This is a genomic window from Halomonas sp. (genome assembly GCF_033549285.1).
GTDB lineage: Bacteria > Pseudomonadota > Gammaproteobacteria > Pseudomonadales > Halomonadaceae > Halomonas.
Genome location: NZ_JAWSUJ010000031.1, coordinates 1 through 19,101, shown reverse-complemented (window position 1 = coordinate 19,101; position 19,101 = coordinate 1). Strand labels below are relative to the sequence as shown.

Annotated in this window: 30 protein-coding genes and 2 tRNA genes; 21 read left to right on the top strand and 11 right to left on the bottom strand. The window is 65.3% G+C overall.

Annotation, left to right across the window (positions count from 1 at the left end):
• Positions 1-47 precede the first annotated feature (47 nt).
• Genes SCI24_RS09075 through sdhC form a run of 4 tightly spaced genes read right to left on the bottom strand, consistent with a single transcriptional unit; the run spans position 48 to position 3,265 of the window.
• A complete protein-coding gene (locus SCI24_RS09075; protein WP_318725090.1) occupies positions 48-758 on the bottom strand; it encodes a succinate dehydrogenase iron-sulfur subunit in 711 nt (236 codons plus the stop codon).
• Between the two features lie 12 nt (positions 759-770).
• Positions 771-2,543: a succinate dehydrogenase flavoprotein subunit gene (gene sdhA / locus SCI24_RS09070; protein ID WP_318725089.1), complete on the bottom strand. Its 1,773-nt coding sequence runs from the start codon at positions 2,541-2,543 to the stop codon at positions 771-773.
• A 3-nt stretch (positions 2,544-2,546) separates the two neighbouring features.
• A complete protein-coding gene (gene sdhD, locus SCI24_RS09065; protein ID WP_318725088.1) occupies positions 2,547-2,894 on the bottom strand; it encodes a succinate dehydrogenase, hydrophobic membrane anchor protein in 348 nt (115 codons plus the stop codon).
• Positions 2,888-3,265: a succinate dehydrogenase, cytochrome b556 subunit gene (sdhC, locus tag SCI24_RS09060; RefSeq protein WP_318725087.1), complete on the bottom strand. Its 378-nt coding sequence runs from the start codon at positions 3,263-3,265 to the stop codon at positions 2,888-2,890. Before sdhC ends, sdhD begins: the two co-directional genes overlap by 7 nt.
• Positions 3,266-3,711: 446 nt before the next feature.
• Here sdhC and gltA point away from each other — a divergent pair, with 446 nt between their 5' ends.
• Complete coding sequence (gene gltA, locus SCI24_RS09055) at positions 3,712-4,998, top strand: citrate synthase (RefSeq protein WP_318725086.1); 1,287 nt, start codon at positions 3,712-3,714, stop codon at positions 4,996-4,998.
• A gap of 527 nt (positions 4,999-5,525) precedes the next feature.
• Here gltA and SCI24_RS09050 read toward each other — a convergent pair.
• The 3 genes from SCI24_RS09050 to gltX all read right to left on the bottom strand — a co-directional run bounded on the left by SCI24_RS09050 (position 5,526) and on the right by gltX (position 7,240).
• A tRNA-Glu gene (locus SCI24_RS09050) sits at positions 5,526-5,601 on the bottom strand.
• A gap of 23 nt (positions 5,602-5,624) precedes the next feature.
• Positions 5,625-5,700 (bottom strand) — tRNA-Ala (locus tag SCI24_RS09045).
• 58 nt (positions 5,701-5,758) lie between these two features.
• A complete protein-coding gene (gene gltX, locus SCI24_RS09040; protein WP_318725085.1) occupies positions 5,759-7,240 on the bottom strand; it encodes a glutamate--tRNA ligase in 1,482 nt (493 codons plus the stop codon).
• A 159-nt stretch (positions 7,241-7,399) separates the two neighbouring features.
• Between gltX and SCI24_RS09035 the strand changes: the two genes are divergently transcribed.
• A complete protein-coding gene (locus SCI24_RS09035) occupies positions 7,400-8,140 on the top strand; it encodes an SDR family NAD(P)-dependent oxidoreductase (protein ID WP_318725084.1) in 741 nt (246 codons plus the stop codon).
• 121 nt (positions 8,141-8,261) lie between these two features.
• On the top strand, positions 8,262-8,849 hold the full coding sequence (locus SCI24_RS09030) for a helix-turn-helix transcriptional regulator (protein WP_318725083.1): 588 nt from the start codon (positions 8,262-8,264) through the stop codon (positions 8,847-8,849).
• Positions 8,850-8,853: 4 nt separating this feature from the next.
• On the opposite strand, the gene SCI24_RS09025 is transcribed toward SCI24_RS09030, so the two are convergent.
• The 3 genes from SCI24_RS09025 to SCI24_RS09015 form a co-directional block, all read right to left on the bottom strand.
• Positions 8,854-9,447 (bottom strand): hypothetical protein, encoded by a 594-nt coding sequence (locus tag SCI24_RS09025; protein ID WP_318725082.1) that lies wholly within the window; start codon positions 9,445-9,447, stop codon positions 8,854-8,856.
• A gap of 64 nt (positions 9,448-9,511) precedes the next feature.
• Complete coding sequence (locus tag SCI24_RS09020; RefSeq protein WP_318725081.1) at positions 9,512-9,835, bottom strand: TraR/DksA family transcriptional regulator; 324 nt, start codon at positions 9,833-9,835, stop codon at positions 9,512-9,514.
• Between the two features lie 167 nt (positions 9,836-10,002).
• Positions 10,003-10,242, bottom strand: a complete 240-nt coding sequence (locus tag SCI24_RS09015; RefSeq protein ID WP_318725080.1) for a hypothetical protein — start codon at positions 10,240-10,242, stop codon at positions 10,003-10,005.
• Positions 10,243-10,524: 282 nt separating this feature from the next.
• On the opposite strand from SCI24_RS09015, the gene SCI24_RS09010 reads away from it, so the two are divergent.
• The 3 genes from SCI24_RS09010 to SCI24_RS09000 all read left to right on the top strand — a co-directional run bounded on the left by SCI24_RS09010 (position 10,525) and on the right by SCI24_RS09000 (position 11,731).
• Positions 10,525-10,728, top strand: a complete 204-nt coding sequence (locus SCI24_RS09010; protein WP_089714596.1) for a cold-shock protein — start codon at positions 10,525-10,527, stop codon at positions 10,726-10,728.
• 392 nt (positions 10,729-11,120) lie between these two features.
• Positions 11,121-11,378: a type II toxin-antitoxin system HicA family toxin gene (locus SCI24_RS09005; RefSeq protein ID WP_318725079.1), complete on the top strand. Its 258-nt coding sequence runs from the start codon at positions 11,121-11,123 to the stop codon at positions 11,376-11,378.
• The gene (locus tag SCI24_RS09000) at positions 11,375-11,731 is read left to right on the top strand and encodes a type II toxin-antitoxin system HicB family antitoxin (protein ID WP_318725078.1); all 357 of its coding nucleotides are present in this window, start codon (positions 11,375-11,377) and stop codon (positions 11,729-11,731) included. Before SCI24_RS09005 ends, SCI24_RS09000 begins: the two co-directional genes overlap by 4 nt.
• A gap of 80 nt (positions 11,732-11,811) precedes the next feature.
• Here the strand turns inward: SCI24_RS09000 and SCI24_RS08995 are convergent, their stop codons facing one another.
• The gene (locus tag SCI24_RS08995; RefSeq protein ID WP_318725077.1) at positions 11,812-12,240 is read right to left on the bottom strand and encodes an Arc family DNA-binding protein; all 429 of its coding nucleotides are present in this window, start codon (positions 12,238-12,240) and stop codon (positions 11,812-11,814) included.
• 27 nt (positions 12,241-12,267) lie between these two features.
• Between SCI24_RS08995 and SCI24_RS08990 the strand changes: the two genes are divergently transcribed.
• The 15 genes from SCI24_RS08990 (at position 12,268) to SCI24_RS08920 (ending at position 19,078) form a co-directional block, all read left to right on the top strand.
• Positions 12,268-12,429: a hypothetical protein gene (locus tag SCI24_RS08990; protein ID WP_318725076.1), complete on the top strand. Its 162-nt coding sequence runs from the start codon at positions 12,268-12,270 to the stop codon at positions 12,427-12,429.
• Positions 12,430-12,496: 67 nt separating this feature from the next.
• Complete coding sequence (locus SCI24_RS08985; protein ID WP_318725075.1) at positions 12,497-12,793, top strand: hypothetical protein; 297 nt, start codon at positions 12,497-12,499, stop codon at positions 12,791-12,793.
• The gene (locus SCI24_RS08980; protein WP_318725074.1) at positions 12,793-13,056 is read left to right on the top strand and encodes a pyocin activator PrtN family protein; all 264 of its coding nucleotides are present in this window, start codon (positions 12,793-12,795) and stop codon (positions 13,054-13,056) included. The genes SCI24_RS08985 and SCI24_RS08980 overlap by 1 nt, the downstream gene beginning before the upstream one ends.
• An 11-nt stretch (positions 13,057-13,067) precedes the next feature.
• On the top strand, positions 13,068-13,400 hold the full coding sequence (locus SCI24_RS08975) for a hypothetical protein (protein WP_318725073.1): 333 nt from the start codon (positions 13,068-13,070) through the stop codon (positions 13,398-13,400).
• Between the two features lies 1 nt (position 13,401).
• Positions 13,402-13,797 carry a hypothetical protein gene (locus tag SCI24_RS08970; RefSeq protein ID WP_318725072.1) on the top strand — a complete coding sequence of 132 codons (396 nt, stop codon included), beginning with the start codon at positions 13,402-13,404 and terminating at the stop codon, positions 13,795-13,797.
• A gap of 5 nt (positions 13,798-13,802) precedes the next feature.
• The gene (locus SCI24_RS08965) at positions 13,803-14,027 is read left to right on the top strand and encodes a hypothetical protein (RefSeq protein ID WP_318725071.1); all 225 of its coding nucleotides are present in this window, start codon (positions 13,803-13,805) and stop codon (positions 14,025-14,027) included.
• Between the two features lie 2 nt (positions 14,028-14,029).
• Positions 14,030-14,287, top strand: a complete 258-nt coding sequence (locus SCI24_RS08960) for a hypothetical protein (protein ID WP_318725070.1) — start codon at positions 14,030-14,032, stop codon at positions 14,285-14,287.
• Positions 14,287-14,859 (top strand): hypothetical protein, encoded by a 573-nt coding sequence (locus tag SCI24_RS08955; RefSeq protein ID WP_318725069.1) that lies wholly within the window; start codon positions 14,287-14,289, stop codon positions 14,857-14,859. Before SCI24_RS08960 ends, SCI24_RS08955 begins: the two co-directional genes overlap by 1 nt.
• Before the next feature lie 213 nt (positions 14,860-15,072).
• On the top strand, positions 15,073-15,336 hold the full coding sequence (locus tag SCI24_RS08950; RefSeq protein WP_318725068.1) for a helix-turn-helix transcriptional regulator: 264 nt from the start codon (positions 15,073-15,075) through the stop codon (positions 15,334-15,336).
• Positions 15,327-15,551 (top strand): hypothetical protein, encoded by a 225-nt coding sequence (locus SCI24_RS08945; RefSeq protein WP_318725067.1) that lies wholly within the window; start codon positions 15,327-15,329, stop codon positions 15,549-15,551. Before SCI24_RS08950 ends, SCI24_RS08945 begins: the two co-directional genes overlap by 10 nt.
• A 130-nt stretch (positions 15,552-15,681) precedes the next feature.
• The gene (locus tag SCI24_RS08940) at positions 15,682-15,891 is read left to right on the top strand and encodes a hypothetical protein (RefSeq protein WP_318725066.1); all 210 of its coding nucleotides are present in this window, start codon (positions 15,682-15,684) and stop codon (positions 15,889-15,891) included.
• 2 nt (positions 15,892-15,893) lie between these two features.
• The gene (locus SCI24_RS08935; protein WP_318725065.1) at positions 15,894-16,205 is read left to right on the top strand and encodes a hypothetical protein; all 312 of its coding nucleotides are present in this window, start codon (positions 15,894-15,896) and stop codon (positions 16,203-16,205) included.
• The gene (locus SCI24_RS08930; protein WP_318725064.1) at positions 16,202-18,106 is read left to right on the top strand and encodes a replication endonuclease; all 1,905 of its coding nucleotides are present in this window, start codon (positions 16,202-16,204) and stop codon (positions 18,104-18,106) included. Before SCI24_RS08935 ends, SCI24_RS08930 begins: the two co-directional genes overlap by 4 nt.
• A 34-nt stretch (positions 18,107-18,140) precedes the next feature.
• Positions 18,141-18,851 (top strand): hypothetical protein, encoded by a 711-nt coding sequence (locus SCI24_RS08925; RefSeq protein ID WP_318725063.1) that lies wholly within the window; start codon positions 18,141-18,143, stop codon positions 18,849-18,851.
• 41 nt (positions 18,852-18,892) lie between these two features.
• A complete protein-coding gene (locus SCI24_RS08920; protein WP_318725062.1) occupies positions 18,893-19,078 on the top strand; it encodes a hypothetical protein in 186 nt (61 codons plus the stop codon).
• Positions 19,079-19,101: the final 23 nt, after the last annotated feature.

Below are 19,101 nucleotides of genomic sequence, written 5' to 3'. Positions count from 1 at the left end.
CCGCAGCCCGAGAGCGGTGGACATGATAACAAGCTGGACGCCACGATTTAAGTGGCATTGGCCAGCAGCATCTCGCGGATCTTGCCGATCGCCCGCGTCGGGTTGAGGCCCTTGGGGCAGACCGCGACGCAGTTCATGATCCCGCGGCAGCGAAACACGGAGAACGGGTCCTCGAGTTCCGCCAGGCGGTCGCGGGTGGCCGTGTCACGGGAGTCGGCGAGGAAGCGATAGGACTGCAGCAGGCCGGCCGGGCCGACGAACTTGTCCGGGTTCCACCAGAACGACGGGCAGGAGGTCGAGCAGCAGGCACACAGGATGCACTCGTAGAGGCCGTCGAGCTTGTCGCGCTCCTCCGGCGACTGCAGGCGCTCGATGGCCGGCGCCGGCTCGTCGTTCTGCAGGTAGGGCTGGATGCGCTCGTACTGCTTGTAGAACAGCCCCATGTCGACCACCAGGTCACGGATCACCGGCAGGCCCGGCAGCGGGCGCAGGGTCAGCTTGTTGCCCTTGACCACCTCGGAGAGCGGGGTGATGCAGGCCAGGCCGTTCTTGCCGTTCATGTTCATGCCGTCGGAGCCGCACACGCCCTCGCGGCAGCTGCGGCGATAGGCCAGGCCGTTGTCCTGCTCCTTGGCCAGGTGCAGGACGTCGAGCACCATCAGGTCGCGGCCCTGGGTGTCGACCTGAAACTCCTGCATGTAGGGCGCGGAGTCGGTTTCCGGGTTGTAGCGGTACAGGGATACCTGAAGCTTGGACATCGTGACTCCCCCTTAGTAGGTGCGGACTTTCGGCTCGAACATGTCGACGGTCTTGGGTGCGAAGTTCACATCGCGCTTGCCCAGTCGCTTCTCGGCCGGGAAGTAGAGCGAGTGCTTCAGCCAGTTGACGTCGTCGCGGTCCGGGTAGTCGTAGCGGGAGTGCGCGCCGCGGCTCTCCTTGCGCTCCAGGGCCGCGATGGCGGTGGCCTCGGCCACTTCCATCAGGTTGTCCAGCTCCAGCGCCTCGACGCGCGCGGTGTTGAAGGTGTTGGACTTGTCCGGCAGGTAGGCGTTGGCGATGCGACCGCGCAGCTCCTCGAGGCGCTTGACGCCCTCGACCATGTTCTTCTCCTCGCGGAAAACGCCGAAGGAGGTCTGCATGATGTCCTGCAGCTCGCGCTTGAGCTCGGGCACGGTCTCGCCACCCTCGGACTCGTTCCAGCGCGTGATGCGCTTCATGGCGGATTCGACGTCGGACGCGGAGGCGTCGAGGTACTCGATGCCCTCGTTGAGCGCGCCCTCGATGAACATGCCGGCCGCGCGGCCGAACACCACCAGGTCGAGCAGCGAGTTGCCGCCCAGGCGGTTGGCGCCGTGGACCGAGACGCAGGCCGCCTCGCCGCAGGCGAACAGGCCGTTGACGATCTGGTCGTTGCCCTCGGCGTCCTGCATGATCGCCTGGCCATGCACGTTGGTCGGTATCCCGCCCATCATGTAGTGGCAGGTCGGAACCACCGGGATCGGCTCCTTGGCCGGATCCACGTGGGCGAAGGTCTTGGAGAGCTCGACGATGCCGGGCAGGCGCTTGCCGAGGACCTCCTCTCCCAGGTGATCCAGCTTGAGGAAGACGTGGTCGCCCTTCTCGCCGCAGCCGCGGCCCTCGAGGATCTCCATGACCATGGAGCGCGCGACCACGTCGCGGCCGGCCAGGTCCTTGGCGTTGGGGGCATAGCGCTCCATGAAGCGCTCGCCGTCCTTGTTGATCAGATAGCCACCCTCGCCGCGGCAGCCCTCGGTCACCAGGGTGCCCGCGCCGTAGATGCCGGTGGGGTGGAACTGCCACATCTCCATGTCCTGCATCGGGAAGCCGGCGCGCAGCGCCATGCCGATACCGTCACCGGTGTTGATCAGGGCATTGGTGGTGGAGGCGAAGATGCGCCCCGCCCCGCCGGTGGCCATGACGGTAGCCTTGGACTTCACGTGCACCACTTCGCCGGTCTCGATGTCCATGGCGATGCAGCCCACCACGTCACCGTTGGCGTTCTTGACCAGGTCGACGGCGTACCACTCGTTGAGGAAGGTGGTGTTGTTCTTCAGGTTGTTCTGATAGAGCGTGTGCAGCAGGGCGTGGCCGGTACGGTCGGCGGCGGCACAGGTCCGCGCCGCCTGGCCGCCCTTGCCGAAGTCCTTGGACTGGCCGCCGAACGGGCGCTGGTAGATGCGGCCGTTGTCGAAGCGGGAGAACGGCAGGCCCATGTGCTCGAGTTCGAACACCGCCTTGGGGCCCTCGGAGCACATGTACTCGGAGGCGTCCTGGTCGGCGATGTAGTCGCCGCCCTTGACGGTGTCGTACATGTGCCAGCGCCAGTCGTCGTTGGGGTCCGCGGAGGCGATGGCGCAGGTGATGCCGCCCTGGGCGGAGACGGTGTGCGAGCGGGTCGGGAAGACCTTGGACAGCACGGCGGTCTTCTTGCCGGACTTGGCCAGCTCCAGGGCGGCCCGCAGGCCGGCACCGCCACCGCCGATGATGATGGCGTCGAAAGACAGGCTACGCATGGTGGACATGAATCAGGCTCCCCACAGAACGGTGATGCCCCAGACCAGGAACACGAAGATGGCCAGGATGATGATGAGCTGGACGGCGACGCGAACGCCGGTCGACTTGAGGTAGTCGGTGGTTACGGTCCACAGGCCGACCCAGGCGTGGGCCGCCAGGGAGATGAAGGCCAGCAGCGAGAAGATGCGCATCCAGGTCGCGGAGAAGAGGCCGCTCCAGGCCGCGTAGTCCAGGCCGGGGTTGAACAGCAGGAAGCCGACGATGAAGAGAGTGTAGAGCGCCAGGATGACGGCGGAGACGCGCTGGAGCAGCCAGTCGGAGAGACCGCTGCGCCCGAGATTCGTGATGTTGGTTACCATACCCAGACTCCAGCCAGAATGATCAGGACCACGCTCACCACCACGGTGATCTGCGCCTTCTTGACGCCCCCCTCGAGGGTCACGCCGAAATCCATATCCATCAGCAGGTGCTTGATACCGGCCACGAAATGGAAGGCCAGGGCCGACAGCAGCCCCCAGGCGATCAGCTTGGCCAGGAAGTTGTGGGCCAGGGCGTCACTCACGGCGGCGAAACCGGCCGGCGAGGAGAGCGACTTATCGAGCGCCCAGAAGGCGAAGATCAGGCCGATGAAGAGGATGACGCCGGTGATGCGATGAGCGATCGACGTCAGGGCGGGAAGGGGGAACTGTATCGTGGACAGATCCAGATTTACGGGTCGTTTGCTATTCACGGCTCTACACACTCTCTTGGCCCGCTGTTCGGTCGTCGGACAAGGCCCGAGCGGGCGGTGGTTTCGGGAAGGGACACGATCGTGGCCGAGTTGGACACGACCACCGGTTCCTGCCAGTCGCGCGCTGAGATTATAGGGACATCGCCCTGTCATGACAAATGGACACAGAGCGTACTCGACCATGGTGGAAGGCCGATTTCTCGGTGCTGGCGGCGTCTACCCGGGCATCCGGAGACGTTGACCGGGCCCGCGGCGCACCGCCATGGTGCGGAGCACCATTTCCTGTACAATCACCACCCATTAAGCAGGCTAATGTACAATACTGGCCGCACAATGGTGGAATTGACAATCGCTGGCACGCTTCTATAGTGGGCGGACCTTTTCGCCGGCACCATCAGCGGAATAACGACTTACTCGTCCCCCCATGAACTCGAGAGGAGGCCAGCATGGCTGACAGGAAAGCGACATTGACGGTAGACGGTCTGGAAAAGCCGATCGACCTGCCGATCTACTCCGGCACCCTGGGCCCCGACGTCATCGACGTCCGCAGCCTCGGTGCCGAAGGCCTCTTCACCTATGACCCCGGCTTCATGGCGACCTCCTCCTGCCAGTCGGCGATCACCTATATCGACGGCGGCAAGGGGGTGCTGCTGCACCGCGGCTACCCGATCGATCAGGTGGCGAAGGAGTCCAACTTCGTCGAGCTCTGCTACCTGCTGATGTTCGGCGAACTGCCCGACGATGCCCAGTACGCCGACTTCGAGTCGCGGATCAGCAACCACACCATGGTCCACGACCAGATCAACAACTTCTTCAAGGGCTTCCGCCGCGACGCCCACCCGATGTCGATCCTGTGCGGCGTGGTCGGTGGCCTGGCCGCCTTCTATCACGACCATCTGGACATCAACGTCCAGGAGGACCGCGAGATCAGCGCTATCCGCCTGATCGCCAAGATGCCCACCATCGCCGCGATGTCCTACAAGTACAACATCGGCCAGCCGTTCAACTACCCGCGCAATGACCTGAACTATGCAGAGAACTTCCTCTACATGATGTTCAGCAACCCCTGCGAGGAGTACTGGATCAACCCGGTCTACGCCAAGGCCATGGACCGCATCTTCATGCTGCATGCGGACCACGAGCAGAACGCCTCCACCTCCACGGTGCGCCTGGCGGGCTCCACCGGCGCCAACCCCTTCGCCTGCATCAGCGCCGGCATCGCGGCCCTCTGGGGCCCGGCCCACGGTGGCGCCAACGAGGCGGTGCTGAACATGCTCGACGAGATCGGCGACGACTCCGAGGAGAACATCCAGCGCTTCGTCGACAAGGCCAAGGACAAGGACGACCCGTTCAAGCTGATGGGCTTCGGCCACCGGGTCTACCGCAACTTCGACCCGCGCGCCAAGGTGATGAAGGAGACCTGCGACGAGGTGCTGGCCGAACTGGGCCTGGCCGACGATCCGCAGCTCAAGATCGCCAAGCGCCTGGAGCAGATCGCCCTGGAGGACGACTACTTCATCGAGCGCAAGCTCTACCCGAACGTCGACTTCTACTCCGGCATCATCCTCAAGGCCATGGGTATCCCCAAGAACATGTTCACGGTGATCTTCGCCGTGTCCCGCACCATCGGCTGGATCTCCCACTGGCACGAGATGCTCAGCGACAGCTACAAGATCGGTCGTCCGCGCCAGCTCTACACCGGCCACGCCCAGCGCGACTACCCGGCCAAGTAAGCCGCCACGGCGGCGCGCACGCCGACCCCACCAGGAAGGCCGCCCAATGGGCGGCCTTCCGCGTTTGGGGGCCACGGCGGCCGCTCGGCGGCCCCTTAGCGGCTTAGTACCGGAGCACTAGAATCTTCATTTATTCAGGTTGACTTTATTACGGAAGCGCCCTCCCCTCCGGCACCACCCGTTTTCCACACATTCTGTGGATAAGCCTGTTCAAAACCTCTCGAAAAGGTCGCGGAATCGCCATGAGAAGCGGGGCCGGCTCAGATTGGTCAATTTTTGACCTACCATAAGTAATTGAAATTAAAGCGGTTAATTGTGAGGCCAGCAACCATGCGGGTTCGCGGCGAGACTGTGCACAGGTCGACCCGAGGGTCGCGGGAAAGTGGACAAGTCAAGGGGGTTGTCAAGCCGATATCGCCCCGGCTGCCAGGGCCGCAGTGGCGGGCCTCCGGACACGACGAAACGCCGGGCGAGCATGCTGGCCGGCTGATAATGAAAAAGCATTAGGAAGGTAGAGCGGTAGAAGGTGGCGTCCCATAGGGGGTTCGAACCCCTGTTACCGCCGTGAAAGGGCGGTGTCCTGGACCACTAGACGAATGGGACGCAGCATCCTCGATGCGAGATGGTGGTGGAGCCTAGCGGGATCGAACCGCTGACCTCGACACTGCCAGTGTCGCGCTCTCCCAGCTGAGCTAAGGCCCCGTATCTCTCGAAGACGGGACGTATGTTACTGATAAGCCCCGCCTTCGTCAACAGGAAATCACGCGAGCTCGCGGAATTCCTTCTCGAAGCGCTTGGCCTGCTTCTTGGAGACGCCGCCCAGCACCTCGATGGCGTGGCGCAGGCGCGCCCGGGTCATGTCGGAGCCCAGGATCGCCATGGCGTCCATCACCGAGGTGCTCGAGCTGGAGCCGGTGATGGCGATGAACACCGGGGCCAGGAAGGCCTTCATCTTCAGCTCGAAGTGGCCGGCCAGCGCCTTGACCTCTTCCAGCAGCGCCGCCTTGTGCCAGGCCGGCACGCCCTCGAAGCGCCACACCAGGAACTGCAGCAGCTTGAGCAGCTCCTCGCGGGAGAGCTTCACCTCGTCGAAGCTCTCCTCCTCGATGGCCGGCAGGCCCGAGAAGAAGTGGCCCGCCAGGGGCACCACCTGGGAGAGCGTCTCCACCCGCGGGCGCACCTGGGGCAGGATCTGGCTGACGTACTCCTCGTTGAAGGCCCACTCCATCAGCGCCTTGAGGAAGGCCCTGTCGTCGAGCTCTTCGCGGATATAGACGCCGTTGAGCCAGGTCAGCTTCTCCAGGTCGAACACCGGGCCGCCCAGCGACACGCGCTGGACATCGAAGTGGCTCATCATCTCGTCGAGGCTGAACTTCTCGCGCTCGTCGGGCATCGACCAGCCCATGCGCCCCAGGTAGTTGATCACCGCCTGGGGCAGGAAGCCCATGCGCCGGTAGTAGTTGATGGAGGTCGGGTTCTTGCGCTTGGAGAGCTTGGACTTGTCGGGGTTGCGCAGCAGCGGCATGTGGCAGAGCTGCGGCATCTCCCAGCCCAGGTATTCGTAGAGCAGCTGGTGCTTGGGGGCCGAGTTGATCCACTCCTCGCCGCGCAGCACGTGGGTGATGCCCATCAGGTGGTCGTCCACCACGTTGGCCAGGTGGTAGGTAGGCATGCCGTCGGACTTGAGCAGGATCTGGGCATCCACCTGGGCCCAGTCGACCTCGATCACGCCGCGCAGCATGTCGTCGATCACGCAGCTGCCGGTGGCGGGCACCTTCATGCGCACCACATGGGGCCAACCCTCCTTCTCGCGACGCGCCTGCTCCTCGGCGGGCAGCGCGAGGTCGGAAGGCTTGAGGGCCAGGTGCATGCCGGCGGCCTTGCGCGCCTCGCGCAGCTCGTCGAGCTCCTCGCTGGTGCGGTAGCACCTGAAGGCATGGCCGGCCTCGATGAGCTGGCGGGCGTACTCCCCGTAGATGTCGCCGCGCTCGCTCTGGCGGTAGGGACCATGGGGGCCACCCACGTCGGGACCCTCGTCCCACTCCAGCCCCAGCCAGCGCAGCGAATCGAGGATCATCTGCTCGGACTCGGGGGTCGAGCGCACCCGGTCGGTGTCCTCGATGCGCAGGATGAACTGGCCGCCATGCTGGCGGGCGAAGCAGAGGTTGAACAGGGCGATATAGGCGGTGCCCACATGGGGGTCGCCGGTGGGTGACGGCGCGATACGAGTGCGTACGGTCATGTCGTCCTTGGTCCTGTCGATGGAGTGGGGCTTGCCCTGCCGGGCGGGCGAATGCCCCGCATTATACGCACCTGGCCGGCGCCGGGCAGCCGTGGCCGGGAATCATTCCCCCGCCGCGTGGTCCATGCTGGAGCCCGAACTCCCCGCACGAGGATCTCCATGCTCTCGCGACTCCCCGACGGCTTCACGGCCCTGGTCACCGGCGCCGCCGGTGGCATCGGCCGCGCCGTGGTCGATGCCCTGCTGGAAAGCGACCGCCCCGGCCGAGTGATCGGCGTCAGCCGCACCGGCCACTCGCACCCCGACCCGCGCTTCGAATCCCTCGCCCTGGACGTCAGCGAGCCGGAGGGCCTCGCGGCCCTGACCCAGGCCCTGGACGCCACCCCGCTGCACCTGGTGTTCAATGCCATCGGCATGCTGCACGACGAGCGGCTCGGCATCGGCCCCGAGAAGAAGCTCGACGACCTGGACGCCGAGGCCCTGAGCCGGCTCTACCATGTCAATGCGGTCACCCCGGTGCTGCTGCTCAAGGCCCTGCAGCCCGGCCTCAAGGGGCGCCATCCGGCGCTGGTCGCGAGTCTCTCGGCCCGGGTCGGCTCCATCGGCGACAACCGGATGGGCGGCTGGTACGCCTACCGCGCCAGCAAGGCCGCCCACAACATGCTGATGAAGACCGCCGCCGTGGAGCTGCGCCGCCTCAACCCGCAGATCTGCGTCGCCTGCCTGCACCCCGGCACCACCGATACCGCCCTGTCGAAACCCTTCCAGGCGCGGGTCCCGGCGGAGAAGCTGTTCACGGCAGGGTTCGTGGCCGAGCGGCTGCTGGCGGTGCTGGACGATTGCGGCCCCGAACAGAGCGGGGCCTTCCTCGACTGGGCCGGCGACCCCGTGGCCTGGTGAGCCCTCGCGGTGAGTGCCGACCCGGCCGGAATCAGGGCAGAATTAACGTTGAGGCGTGTTCTTGCACGCCACGAATCGATCGCAGAAGATCGGCCAACCCATTTCCCCACAGGATGCTGCAATGGATACACTCGGCCCACGGATCAAGGAGCTTCGGCTGGAGGCCAAGCTCAACAAGGCGGCCCTGGCGCGCCGGGTCGGGGTGTCCGATGTGACCATCTCCTACTGGGAATCCGGCGCCATCCGGCAGATCGGCCACGAGCGGCTGGTGGCCCTGGCCCAGGCCCTGAACTGCCCGCTGTCGCGGCTGCTCGAGGAAAGCGGGACCCAGGCCTCGCCGCTCTACCTCCGCCGCCGCCCGCCCCTGCCCTGGCAGGATGGCCGGCAGAAGGGCATCGACCTGCCGATCGAGATGGTGCCGGGCCAGCGCTGGGACGGCGACTGCCACCTGGTCACGCCCGCCCCGGGGGAGCACTTCGACTTCCTCGCTCAGGGAGACCTGGTGGCCATCGCTCCCAGCGACATCTTCCGCCAGCCCGGGCTCTACCTCATCGATGACGACGGCACCCTGGCCATCCGCCGGGTCGAGCAGGGCCCCACCGGGGAGCTGCTGTTCCATCGCGAGAACAGCGACGCGGCCATGCCCTGGACCCCGGCCTGCCGTCTGGTCGGCAAGCTGGTGGCCCACTGGCGCGTCCAGCCGCTGTGAGGGTTCACTCCACTTCCAGTACCTCGACATGGTCGAGGGTGCGGCGCGTCTCGCTGCCCACCAGGAAGCGCTGGCTGTAGCTGGCCACCTGCCCCAGGCCATGACGTGACTCCTGCACCAGGGGCCCGCTGAGATGCTCGTTGTGCTCGCCGAGGCGGTCACGTACCGCGCGTGGCTGCACGCTGCCCTCCTGCACGTCGACCGTGACGCGATAGCCGCCATCGGGTAGCCCGCTGCCCGGGCCGAAGGGACCGGCCACGAAGCCCCCCTCTTCCACCGACACGCGCTCGCGCCAGCGCACCCCGCTGAGTTCGCGCTCCACGATGACCTGCAGGCGGGTCGCCTCGGGCAGGTTGGTCTCCCCCTCCACCGTCAGGCGCCGGTCGCTGCCCAGGCGGGAGGAGATATCGAACATCACCGGCTGGTCGAAGGGCGGCACCTCGGGGGCCTCGGGCGTCGCCTCCGGCGGTGACTCGCGGGTCTCGGCGGCAGTGGTCGTCTCCTCGGGCTCGGATGCTGACTCCTCCTCGCCGCCGCTGCAGCCGGCCAGCCACACCAGCAGCAGGCCGGCTCCCATTGCTCGATACCACGCCGTCATGCATGCCTCCCGACCCGTCGATGAGAGGCCAGACTACCATCATTTCCGGCCACGGCGCCTGCGCTCAGCGCAGCTCGGCACAGTCACGGCAGAGCGTGGTGTAAGGCAAGGCTGCCAGCCGGCGGGCGTCGATGGGCTCGCCGCACTCCTCGCAGAGGTCGCCCTCGCCGTCGTCGATGCGCTTGAGCGCATGCATCACCTGGCGAAGCTCGTTCTCGGCCTCCTGCTGCAGGGCCTCGATCACGTCATCATTCTGCAGCTCGATGGACTGGTCCTCCATGTCCTTGTCCAGCGGACCGCCCCGCTGCTCCTTGTGGGCCTTGTAGCGGTCGAACCGGTCGACCAGCTCGTCGCGCAGCGCTTCCAGTTCCTGCTTCCGATCCGCCATGACGTCGCCTCCTGTGATGGTCGGCAGTGCCGAATGGGCACCGCCCTGCTTCCTTCTAGATAGCACATCGCGCCCTGCCCCACGGTGATGGAGATCAAGCCGTGACTCCCATGCCAGGGTGAGGCCGCGATGCGCGCAAGGGCATTCCGGTTGCGCTGGTCCAGGGATCAGGTCATGCCCAGGGCGTCATAGCCCTCCTGGGTCAGGGCGATTCGCTCGGGCTCGTCGCTGCCGCGCGTGCGGTCGACGCTGAGCAGCCCCCTGGCCTCCAGGGTGTCGATGTCCTCCAGCACCTCCTCCAGCAGGCTATCCTCGCCCGGGTGGCCGAAGGGGGAGGCCAGCGCCCCGCCGTGCTGGAGCACGCGGGCCAGAAGCTCCATCTGGTGCTCGGTGAGATCGCCGCTCATGGTCTGCTTCTCCTGATGGGGATGGATGTCGGTCAGTATGGACGAGGAACGCCACGCGGCCTTCCCTTCCCTGCCATGTCGGGATGACGGCGACATCACACAAGGCATTGACGCCGGCCGCCATCCGTGACACCGTGTGTGCAGTTGGTAAGCAAGATGCATATTGTCAGTAGTAGTCGAATCCTTTCGGTTGTCTGGTTATATCCCCTTGTTTGACCCACTAGCACTCGGGGCATTACCCGGTAATTCGTAAAGAGCGCATAGCGCGAAAGGAGACACACCATGTCTACTGGCACAGTCAAATGGTTCAACGACGCAAAAGGCTTCGGCTTCATCACCCCGACCGACGGTGGCGATGACCTCTTTGCCCACTTCTCCGAAATCAAGGCAGACGGCTTCAAGTCCCTCCAGGACGGCCAGCAGGTCTCCTTCGATGTGGTTCAGGGCAAGAAAGGCCTGCAGGCTTCGAACATCGAAGTCATCTGATCGCCGATCAGACAGACCTATCGCGTCGCAAGACGCCGAGCACCAAGGCCCGCTGATGCGGGCCTTGGTGTTTCTGCGTGTCCGGTTTCCGTGCACCGGCCAGGGACCGCAAGGCTCGCGGGCCTATCACCCTGCCAGCATTGGCCAGAAATTGACCAGTGCTGGTAGAATGGCCGCCCTCTGACCGACACCCCCGTGATGCCGATGCCCCAGCTCGACCGTACCTTCTCCGTGGCCCCCATGATGGATTGGAACCCACGCCAGCAATAACGGGCATCAAAGCCATCCTGTAGCAAATTCGCAGCAACGCGAAACAGTTTTCCCCTCTCTGAGCCATCGGCAGCGCCGCCTGAGCGTTGCGCGCTGATATCATCCGGCGCTATCATTGTCGAATGAAAACCAAGCACCGGAAGACCCTGGCGGCCGTCTATCGTCATCCCACAGCCAGCGGGATCGTGTTCGCCGACATCGAGGCGCTTGTCGTTGCCCTGGGCGGCGAGGTGCGGGAAGGCGATGGCTCGCGCGTCGCCTTCGAGCTGGGCGCCGGCGGCCGGCTCTACTTGCACCGGCCCCACCCCGGCAAGGAGGCCAAGAAGTATCAGGTCGAGGACGTGCGCGCCTGGCTGGACGAGAGAGGAATCAGACCATGACCAACGTGATCAAGTATCAGGGCTACACCGCCCGTATCGAGTTCGACGCCGAGGATGAAGTGTTTGTCGGCCACGTGCTCGGGATCGCCGACCGCATCAGCTTCCACGGCGAGAGCGTCGCCGAGCTGACCGACGCCTTCCATGTGGCCGTCGATCACTACCTGGAGGACTGCCGCGCCACTGGCCGCGAGCCGCTCAAGCCGGCATCCGGCCGGGTGCTGCTGCGCATCCCTCCCGAGGTGCACGCCGCTGCCAGCATTGCCGCGCAGGCGTCCGGCAAGAGCCTGAACCAGTGGGCCGCCGACGCCATCGCCCGCGCCGCCGCCGAGAACAGCCTGCACCCCGACCACTGACCCGCACGCCCCACCGCCCAACGCAAAGCGCCGCCCATCTGGGCGGCGCTTTGCGTTGGTGCCTATCAAGGCCGGGCAAGTCAGTCGTCCTTACCAGCCTTCTGTTTGTCGCGACGCGCTTCGGCAGCAGCCCGGGACACTCTCTGATACTCCAGCGACAGCGCCTGGCTCTCGCCGAGCATTGTGGTGCTAGCCTGCTCCAACGCCTTCATTGCTTCCTGCATGGCGCTTAGCCGCATCCGCAGCGCCCTCGCCTCTTCATCCGTGTTGCCTTCATTGAGTGCCTCACCATAGGGCCTGAAGTCTCCGAAGGTGCTTTCGAGGCGCGCGACTACCTCCGCTGTCATGGAGCGGTGATTCTCCTTTGCCGCCGCCTTGAGCTTGTCTTTCAGCGACTTAGGGAATTTCAGATTGGCCTGTACTTCTTCTTCGATCTTCATGTCATGAAAAATGAAGCAAAATGCTGTTGCAGGCAATGAAGCCTTATGCTTCAATTCCAAATGAAGCATAAAGCTTCAACGGATGAAGGAGGCCCAATGGCACAGCAGAACCCGCAATTCAATCTCCGCCTGGAGCCAGAGGTGAAGGCCTGGCTTGACGTCAAGTCAAAGCAGAAGCGCCTGAGTCGAACCTGGCTCGTCAACAACGCCATCAAGGAGGCCATGCGCCATGACCAGCAGGCCACCGCCCAGAAATGACGAAGCCCCGGGTGCGCCAACACCCGAGGCCAAAACGTCCGGACCACCGCTAAGAGGAACAGACACCATGCATCCTAGCAATTTGCAACAGAAACGCAAGGCTGCCCCCCGCCGTTCGGCCGAGATCAGCGCGCACCAGGAAGCCGTGAGCACCATCGGCAAGCTGCTGGTCGCCTACCGCGTCAACGGCCGCCCCGATCAGCGCGCCGAGCTCATCGGCATGGCCAAGATGGCCGTTGCCCTGGGCGCGCTCGACGCCGAAACCTACGCCTACCTGATAGACCTCATTTCCCAAGACGACGCCCCAGCGGCACCGGCTCAGCCCACCTCCCGCCGCCGCGCTGCAGGCATGGGGGTGCACTGATGCCCACGCCCACCTACTTCGGCCTGCTCGCCGAGTTCGATGGCCGCGCCGAGATCCCCCTCGAGGAGGTCGCGCCGCGCTACTTCGGCATCAACGCCCGCACCGCCAGCACCCGCGCCGCCGCGCAGGCACTGCCCGTGCCGACGTACCGTGCCATCGACTCGCAGAAATCGCCCTGGTTGATCAGTGCCGGCGACCTCGCCGAGTACCTCGACCAGCGCAAAGCCGCCGCCCGCCAGCAATGGCAAGCCGTCAACGAATGAGGTCACCCACCATGACGATCAACACCCCTCCCCGTCTTCAGCCCGTGTCGACTACAGCTCACAGTGAGCCCGCCCTGCTGGTGGACGAAGCCGCCAGCCCGGAAGCGCTCTACCTGGAGGCCGATGCTCGCCTGACCGCCGCCCAAGGGATGCTGTTAAGCGCCGCCCTGGCCGGAGATTCCAACTCTCTTGAAGGGCACGACGTGGCGAACATCGCCCAAGCCGCCCAGATCCTCACCTCCGACGCCCTGGACCTGATGCGGGCCATGCACGAGGCGCACCAGCGCGCCACTGCCCAGCAGCAGGCACCGCGTACCGTCCACCACTTCGGCCAGGGGAAGTGACATGCCAACCGACATCGACTTCAAGGCCCTGGCCAAGGGGATCAGGGCCGGGGGCATCGCCGCCGGCATGGAGGCCAGCCGACTCGCCGACGGTGGCGAGGCCGAGCGCGCCGAGGAGCTGAGCAAGGCAGCTTCCAGCCTGGGGGCGCTGGCCATCCAACTCGAGGCATGGCGCCAAGAGCAGGGACAGCTCCGGCGCGTCCCGATCAGCACCGCCGCCGTGCTCGACACCCTGCAAGGGCTCGACCTGCACCATGCCGGCCTGCTCCGCCTGGCAGAGAGCCTGGCCAGCGACGGCCTGAAGGCGGGTGACATCGAGCAGGTCCGCCACCATGCGAGCGCCCTGGAGGGCATGCGCGAGGACCTGGCGCTGTCGGTGCCCGAACCGCTGGAGTGACCGCCATGTTGACCCGAGTTCGCGACCTCGACGAGCGCGTCAATACCGGCCGCGTGGTCGAGTGGCAAAGCCCAGCGGGTACCCGCTACCGCTGGGAGCGCCACGCGCGCCGCGCCGGCCTCGAGATCAGCCCCGGGGCCGGGAGGTGGCTATGGCTCGATGCCCACCCCGCCGACCTGCGCGCCGCCCGCCGGGTGGTGCTTGACCACATCAACAGCGAGGAGCTTTGACCATGAGCAGCCCCGAGAACGTGCTCGACAGCGTCCTGATCACCTGGCGCGATGCGCTTGACCATGACCTGGCCGCGATACGAGAGCTCGAGCAAGAGACCCGCCAGTTGGCTCGCGATGGGCTCAGCCTCGACCCCGAAGGGGCCGGGGCTTGCGCCGACCTGCTGGACAACATCGCGACCAGCATCACCAGGGTGCGCATGGACATTCACACCCTGGCCGCCGAGGCCGGCGAGGCGGACCCCAAGGAGGTGAATTGATGGCCGACGACAGCAAGCCAGGCAAGGGCGCCGCACGCCCTAGCGAGCGCCCCTGCCGATTTTGTGGCGAATGCAGCCTGGTGATCCGGACAACGAAGCCCACGGCTGAAGGCGACCACACGGCATACCTGAAGTGCGATAACTGCCTTAAGCAGTGGAAGGTCGATGAAAGCCTGGGACACCTGATCAGTCATTGTGCGTGGTGGTGGCGTTGGGCCGGCTACGGCCGGCAGTGGCTGCACCTGGAGTACGACGGCTGGCCGATCGACGTCCAGAGCCGCTACCTGTGTATCCGCAAGCTGGACGACGAGTGGGGGCGCGGTGCCGATGAAGGGGCTGTCGATCGCCATGGCCGCGGCTGGGGAAGAGGTGACGAAACCGGCTGGTTCATCCTCACCGGGAATTATTTGCTCCTCGAGGAGGCGGTGGCGGATAGCAATAAGCCAATGGATCGACTCATCGCCGAACTGTTCAATGAGCGCCTCGATGAGCTCAGAGAGAACGATCGGCAGCTTGTTCCGGTGACAAGGCGTCGAAAACGTCGCAATAAATCGCAGAACAACGACAAATAAAAACCGCGAAATGGCCGAAAACCACGACTTGTTGTAAGAACCCGGGATCTTACAACAAGTCGGCAGGAAATCTGTCGAAAACTCCGTCAGCATATTCAGTACCTGAAGCAGATACCGAGGCATAACAAGCCCCGCTGCGGCAGGTCCCCGGGGTGAGCATGGCGCTGAGGTAATAGCACCCCGGGGCTTTACCGACACATCACGGAGATCGCAGTGGACCAGCAAGCCCCCACCCAGCAAAAGCGCCTGATGCGCTGGCCCGAGGTCGAGCGGGTGACGGGTATATCACGCGCCACGCTCACCAACATGTCAGCTCGGGGAGACTTCCCCCGCCCTGTTCAAGTGTCGGTCCATATCACTGCCTTCCTGAGTAACGAAGTATTCGAGTGGCTCGAGGGCCTGGAGCATCGCCGAGTTCAATATTCGCCCAAGCGGTTCAAGCGAGCCGGAAATAAAGGAGAGCAGCCATGCGGCTGATTTACGCCACTGTCGAAGGACTCCCTTACGAGTTTCTCGAAGATGAAGCGGTAGAACTTTATCTATCACTTCAGGCGGGGTTGAGAGAGGCCGGAGTTGATATAGAGAAGTTGAAAGCGCTGCCGGCGCCGAAAGGTTCTCAAGCGTTCACCGAAGGCGGTGGTAGCGACGGCGTCACCTTCTTCGGCAACTGGCCCGTGCTGACGGACTGCTGATGGCGACGCCAGTACAGAACCCCGTTCAGCCGCCTGTCGCGCCGCCCGTACGGCCCCCCCGTTCAGCAGATGTTGAAAACGCACCGCCCGCTTGAGGGCAACCACCGCACCCACTTCGGAAGCGAATGAGATGGCGAAACGCGTAATCACCCTGGCAGTGCAGAACGAGCGCATCACCTTCACCGCCGACGACTGGCCGGCCATTCAGCGGGCAGTGGCTAGGGCCCTGGACTCCAACGGGAACCGGAGCCGCGAGGAGGCCGGCCGGGATTCGTTGATTCAGGCACAAGGCTTCGACGTGGCAGAACGCAGCCGCCTGACTGGGGAGAAGGTGTACTAGAGATGACCAGAAACGAGAAAGGCCCCCAAGATCACCACAATCCTATAGGGGCCCACACCACGTTCGGTTCCGTCGCCAAGACTAGCACAGCCCCACGGCTGCGCAACCTTTCCGCGGGTTCGGCCTGCTGTGCCGACGGTGCCGAGTTCAGCGCGTGCCGCTACTTCGACCTGCTGCTAGAGCTCGCCGCCCTGGTGCAAGAGGATCGCATCAGCGGCGACGACATGACCGCCCAGCGAGTACTTGACGAGGTCGAGCTCACCGCCCTGCAAGCCCTCGATCGGCATCCCGCCCGCGCCGGGGGTGCATCATGAGCACCCACCGGGCGGCCATCGACCGCGAGACGCTCGCCACTGCCCTGCTGAGGTGCGGGCCGTGGTTCTGTACCGACGATGATGACGCCCTGGTGGCACACGCCCAAGCCCAAGCCAGGGCAACCGCCGGCGAGGCCGCGGCGCTGGGTGATGTGCGCCTGGCCTACCAGCGCGCCGCCCGCCGCGTTGAGCGTCACCACCTCAAGCCGCCTGAGCGCTACGGCGAGCGCGGTGGCCTGGCTCGCATGTCGTGCGACCTGTGGTGGCGTCGCCAGCTTCGTCGGCTCAACGCCCGCCGGTTGGAGCAGCGCGAACGAGTGCTGGGCCGCGTCCACGACCGCGCAGGCATCTACGTCAGCGAGCGGGGCTACCGGGCACGCCGCGCCCAGCGGAACCGCAATACTCGCGCCATGGAGGCGGTGGCCGCCATCAACCAGTTCGGCCAGGAATACACCCTCGCCGAGCTCGCCGAGCTGGGCCTGGCCAACCCCGATCACCGCCGCGCCGAGCTGATGCTGCGCATAAACGATACCGAGGAGGAGGCGAATCGCCTGGGGCATGTGGGGATGTTCTACACCCTCACATGCCCGAGCCGATTCCATGCCGTGTGGAAGGGCACCGCCCGCCACAACCCCAAATGGGCTGCCGGCGGCGCCCCCACCCCCCGCGAGGCGCAGGCGTACCTCCGTGGCGTCTGGGCGAAGATCCGCGCCAAGCTCAAGCGCGATGGCATTGGTATCTACGGCCTCCGCACCGTCGAGCCCCATCACGACGGCTGCCCACACTGGCACATGATGATGTTTATGGCCGCTGAAGACGAGCCAGCCGTTACCGAGGTGATGCGTCGCTACGCCCTGGAAGACAGCCCCGAGGAGGTTGCCGGGGACGAGCAGCGACGCTTCAAGCCGGTGCCCATCGACCCCGCGAAGGGTACTGCTGCCGGGTACATCGCCAAATATATCGCCAAGAACATCAACGGCGCCCAGTTCACCAGGGACGCCGTCGATGGCGACCACCTCGACCACTATGGCCACGACCTGACCAGCAGCGCCCCGCGTATCGAGTCCTGGTCGAGCTGCTGGGGCATCCGCCAGTTCCAGTTTGTGGGCTTGCCTTCGGTGACGGTGTGGCGCGAGGTGCGCCGGCTCAAGGACGAGCAGGCGCTCGCGGACTGGGAGGCCGCTACTCGCCCCGATCCCGAAGCTGCCGCCATCCTGGCCGACGTGCGACGCGCCGCCCTGGCCAACCGCTGGGACAAGTATGTCGCGCTGATGGGCGGCCCGATGGCCGGCCGCCAGGCCCAGCCGGTGCGACCGTGGCGCGTCGTACGCCAGGACGCCGCCGGCACCCTGGCCAACCCGGAGACTGGCGAAGCTACCTTTGACGCCCTGGGCCGCTACGGCGAGCCATTGGCCGCGACCTTCGGCCTGTCCGTGATCAGCTCGACCGGCGAGGCCGATTATCTGACCCGGCTCTACCGCTGGGAGATTGTCCGCAAGGCCGCGTCCGCCGAGGGGTTGGAGGGTTTGACCTTCGCCGGCACCGCCGGCGCTTGGACTTGGACTTGTGTCACTAACTGTACGGGGGCTGCCGAGCTGCCCCCTGCGAGCTACCCGCTCGCGCCCTGGGAACGCCGCATCACCGAGAGTTTCCGGGCCATGTTCCCCCCGCTCTTCCAGAGCGAAATTGACCGATATCGCGAGTGGAACGCTATCGAGCTCGCCAAGCATCGCGCCGAATCCGACCGGCGCCGCGCCATCGCCGACCACGAGAGTGAGCAGCGCGCTGCCGATCGCGAGCGACTCCGCCAGGGCCAGGCCGTGATAGCTGGCTGGCTGCTCGACGGCACCATGACCCTGGACGAACTGACCCCCGAAGCCATCGACGTACTGACCGCATGACAACCGTGAGACCCATCACCTGGAGCAACGCCGCATGACCACAGCCAACACCCCCCGAGACCACTTCACTCGCGTGACCGACGGCTACCGTGACGTCCGCGCCAAGCTCGAGACCGCCGCCGGCGAGCTCGAGCGCCTGAAGGACCAGCGTGCCGCCACCATGCAGAGCAGCCGCGACGCCGGCCGGAACTGGCGGCAGATCTTCAAGGACGCCGGCGGCGCTGCCGGAAAGGAGGTCCGCGAGCTGCAAGCCGAGGAGCGCACCCTGGCCGCCGAGGTCGAGCAGCTCGATGTACTGATCGCCGAGCTGACACCCCATGTTGCCGAGCTACGGCACTGGGCCGGCCAGCTCCGGCAGCAGCACATTACCCAACTGACCGCGGCACGCCGGGATGCGGCAATCAACCGCCTCAACGCCGCCATGGGAGCCGTCTTCGAGAAGCCCGAAGGACAGGAACTGCTCGAGGCACTGGCACAGCGCGCCGATAGCGTCCGGCGCGAGGTCATCGAAGATAACAACTTCATGGGTGGCATTGGCTTCGATGGCCACGAGGCCAGCAGGCCCGGCTTTATGGCGAAGATCTCCGGCGATGACCGTCGCAAGATCGCCGACGAGGCCGACAAGCGGAAGCGCGCACTGATCGCCGATGCGGTGCTCGAGCGCCTGGCCACCCTGGACGACGAGAAAACCCGCTTCGAGGGCGACCTCGAAGGCCCGCTGGCCCCGCTGGCCTGCGAGCGCTGAATAGCACCAGAACACCCGGTAACCACCACCAGGAAAACACCATGAAGAACGAAACCCGCGAAGCCTTCACCCAACTGCTGACCCGCATCGCCGAGCTCAACGGGATCCGCGACACCACTCAGTCAGTAAGTATCCCCCGGCAAAGCCGGGGGCTTTATATTGTTAGCCCCTCAAAGGGGCAAGAATCTGAGCCGCCTGAAGGCGGCTGCCTCACATTCCAAACTTGAGCTGATCATAATGCTCATCCACC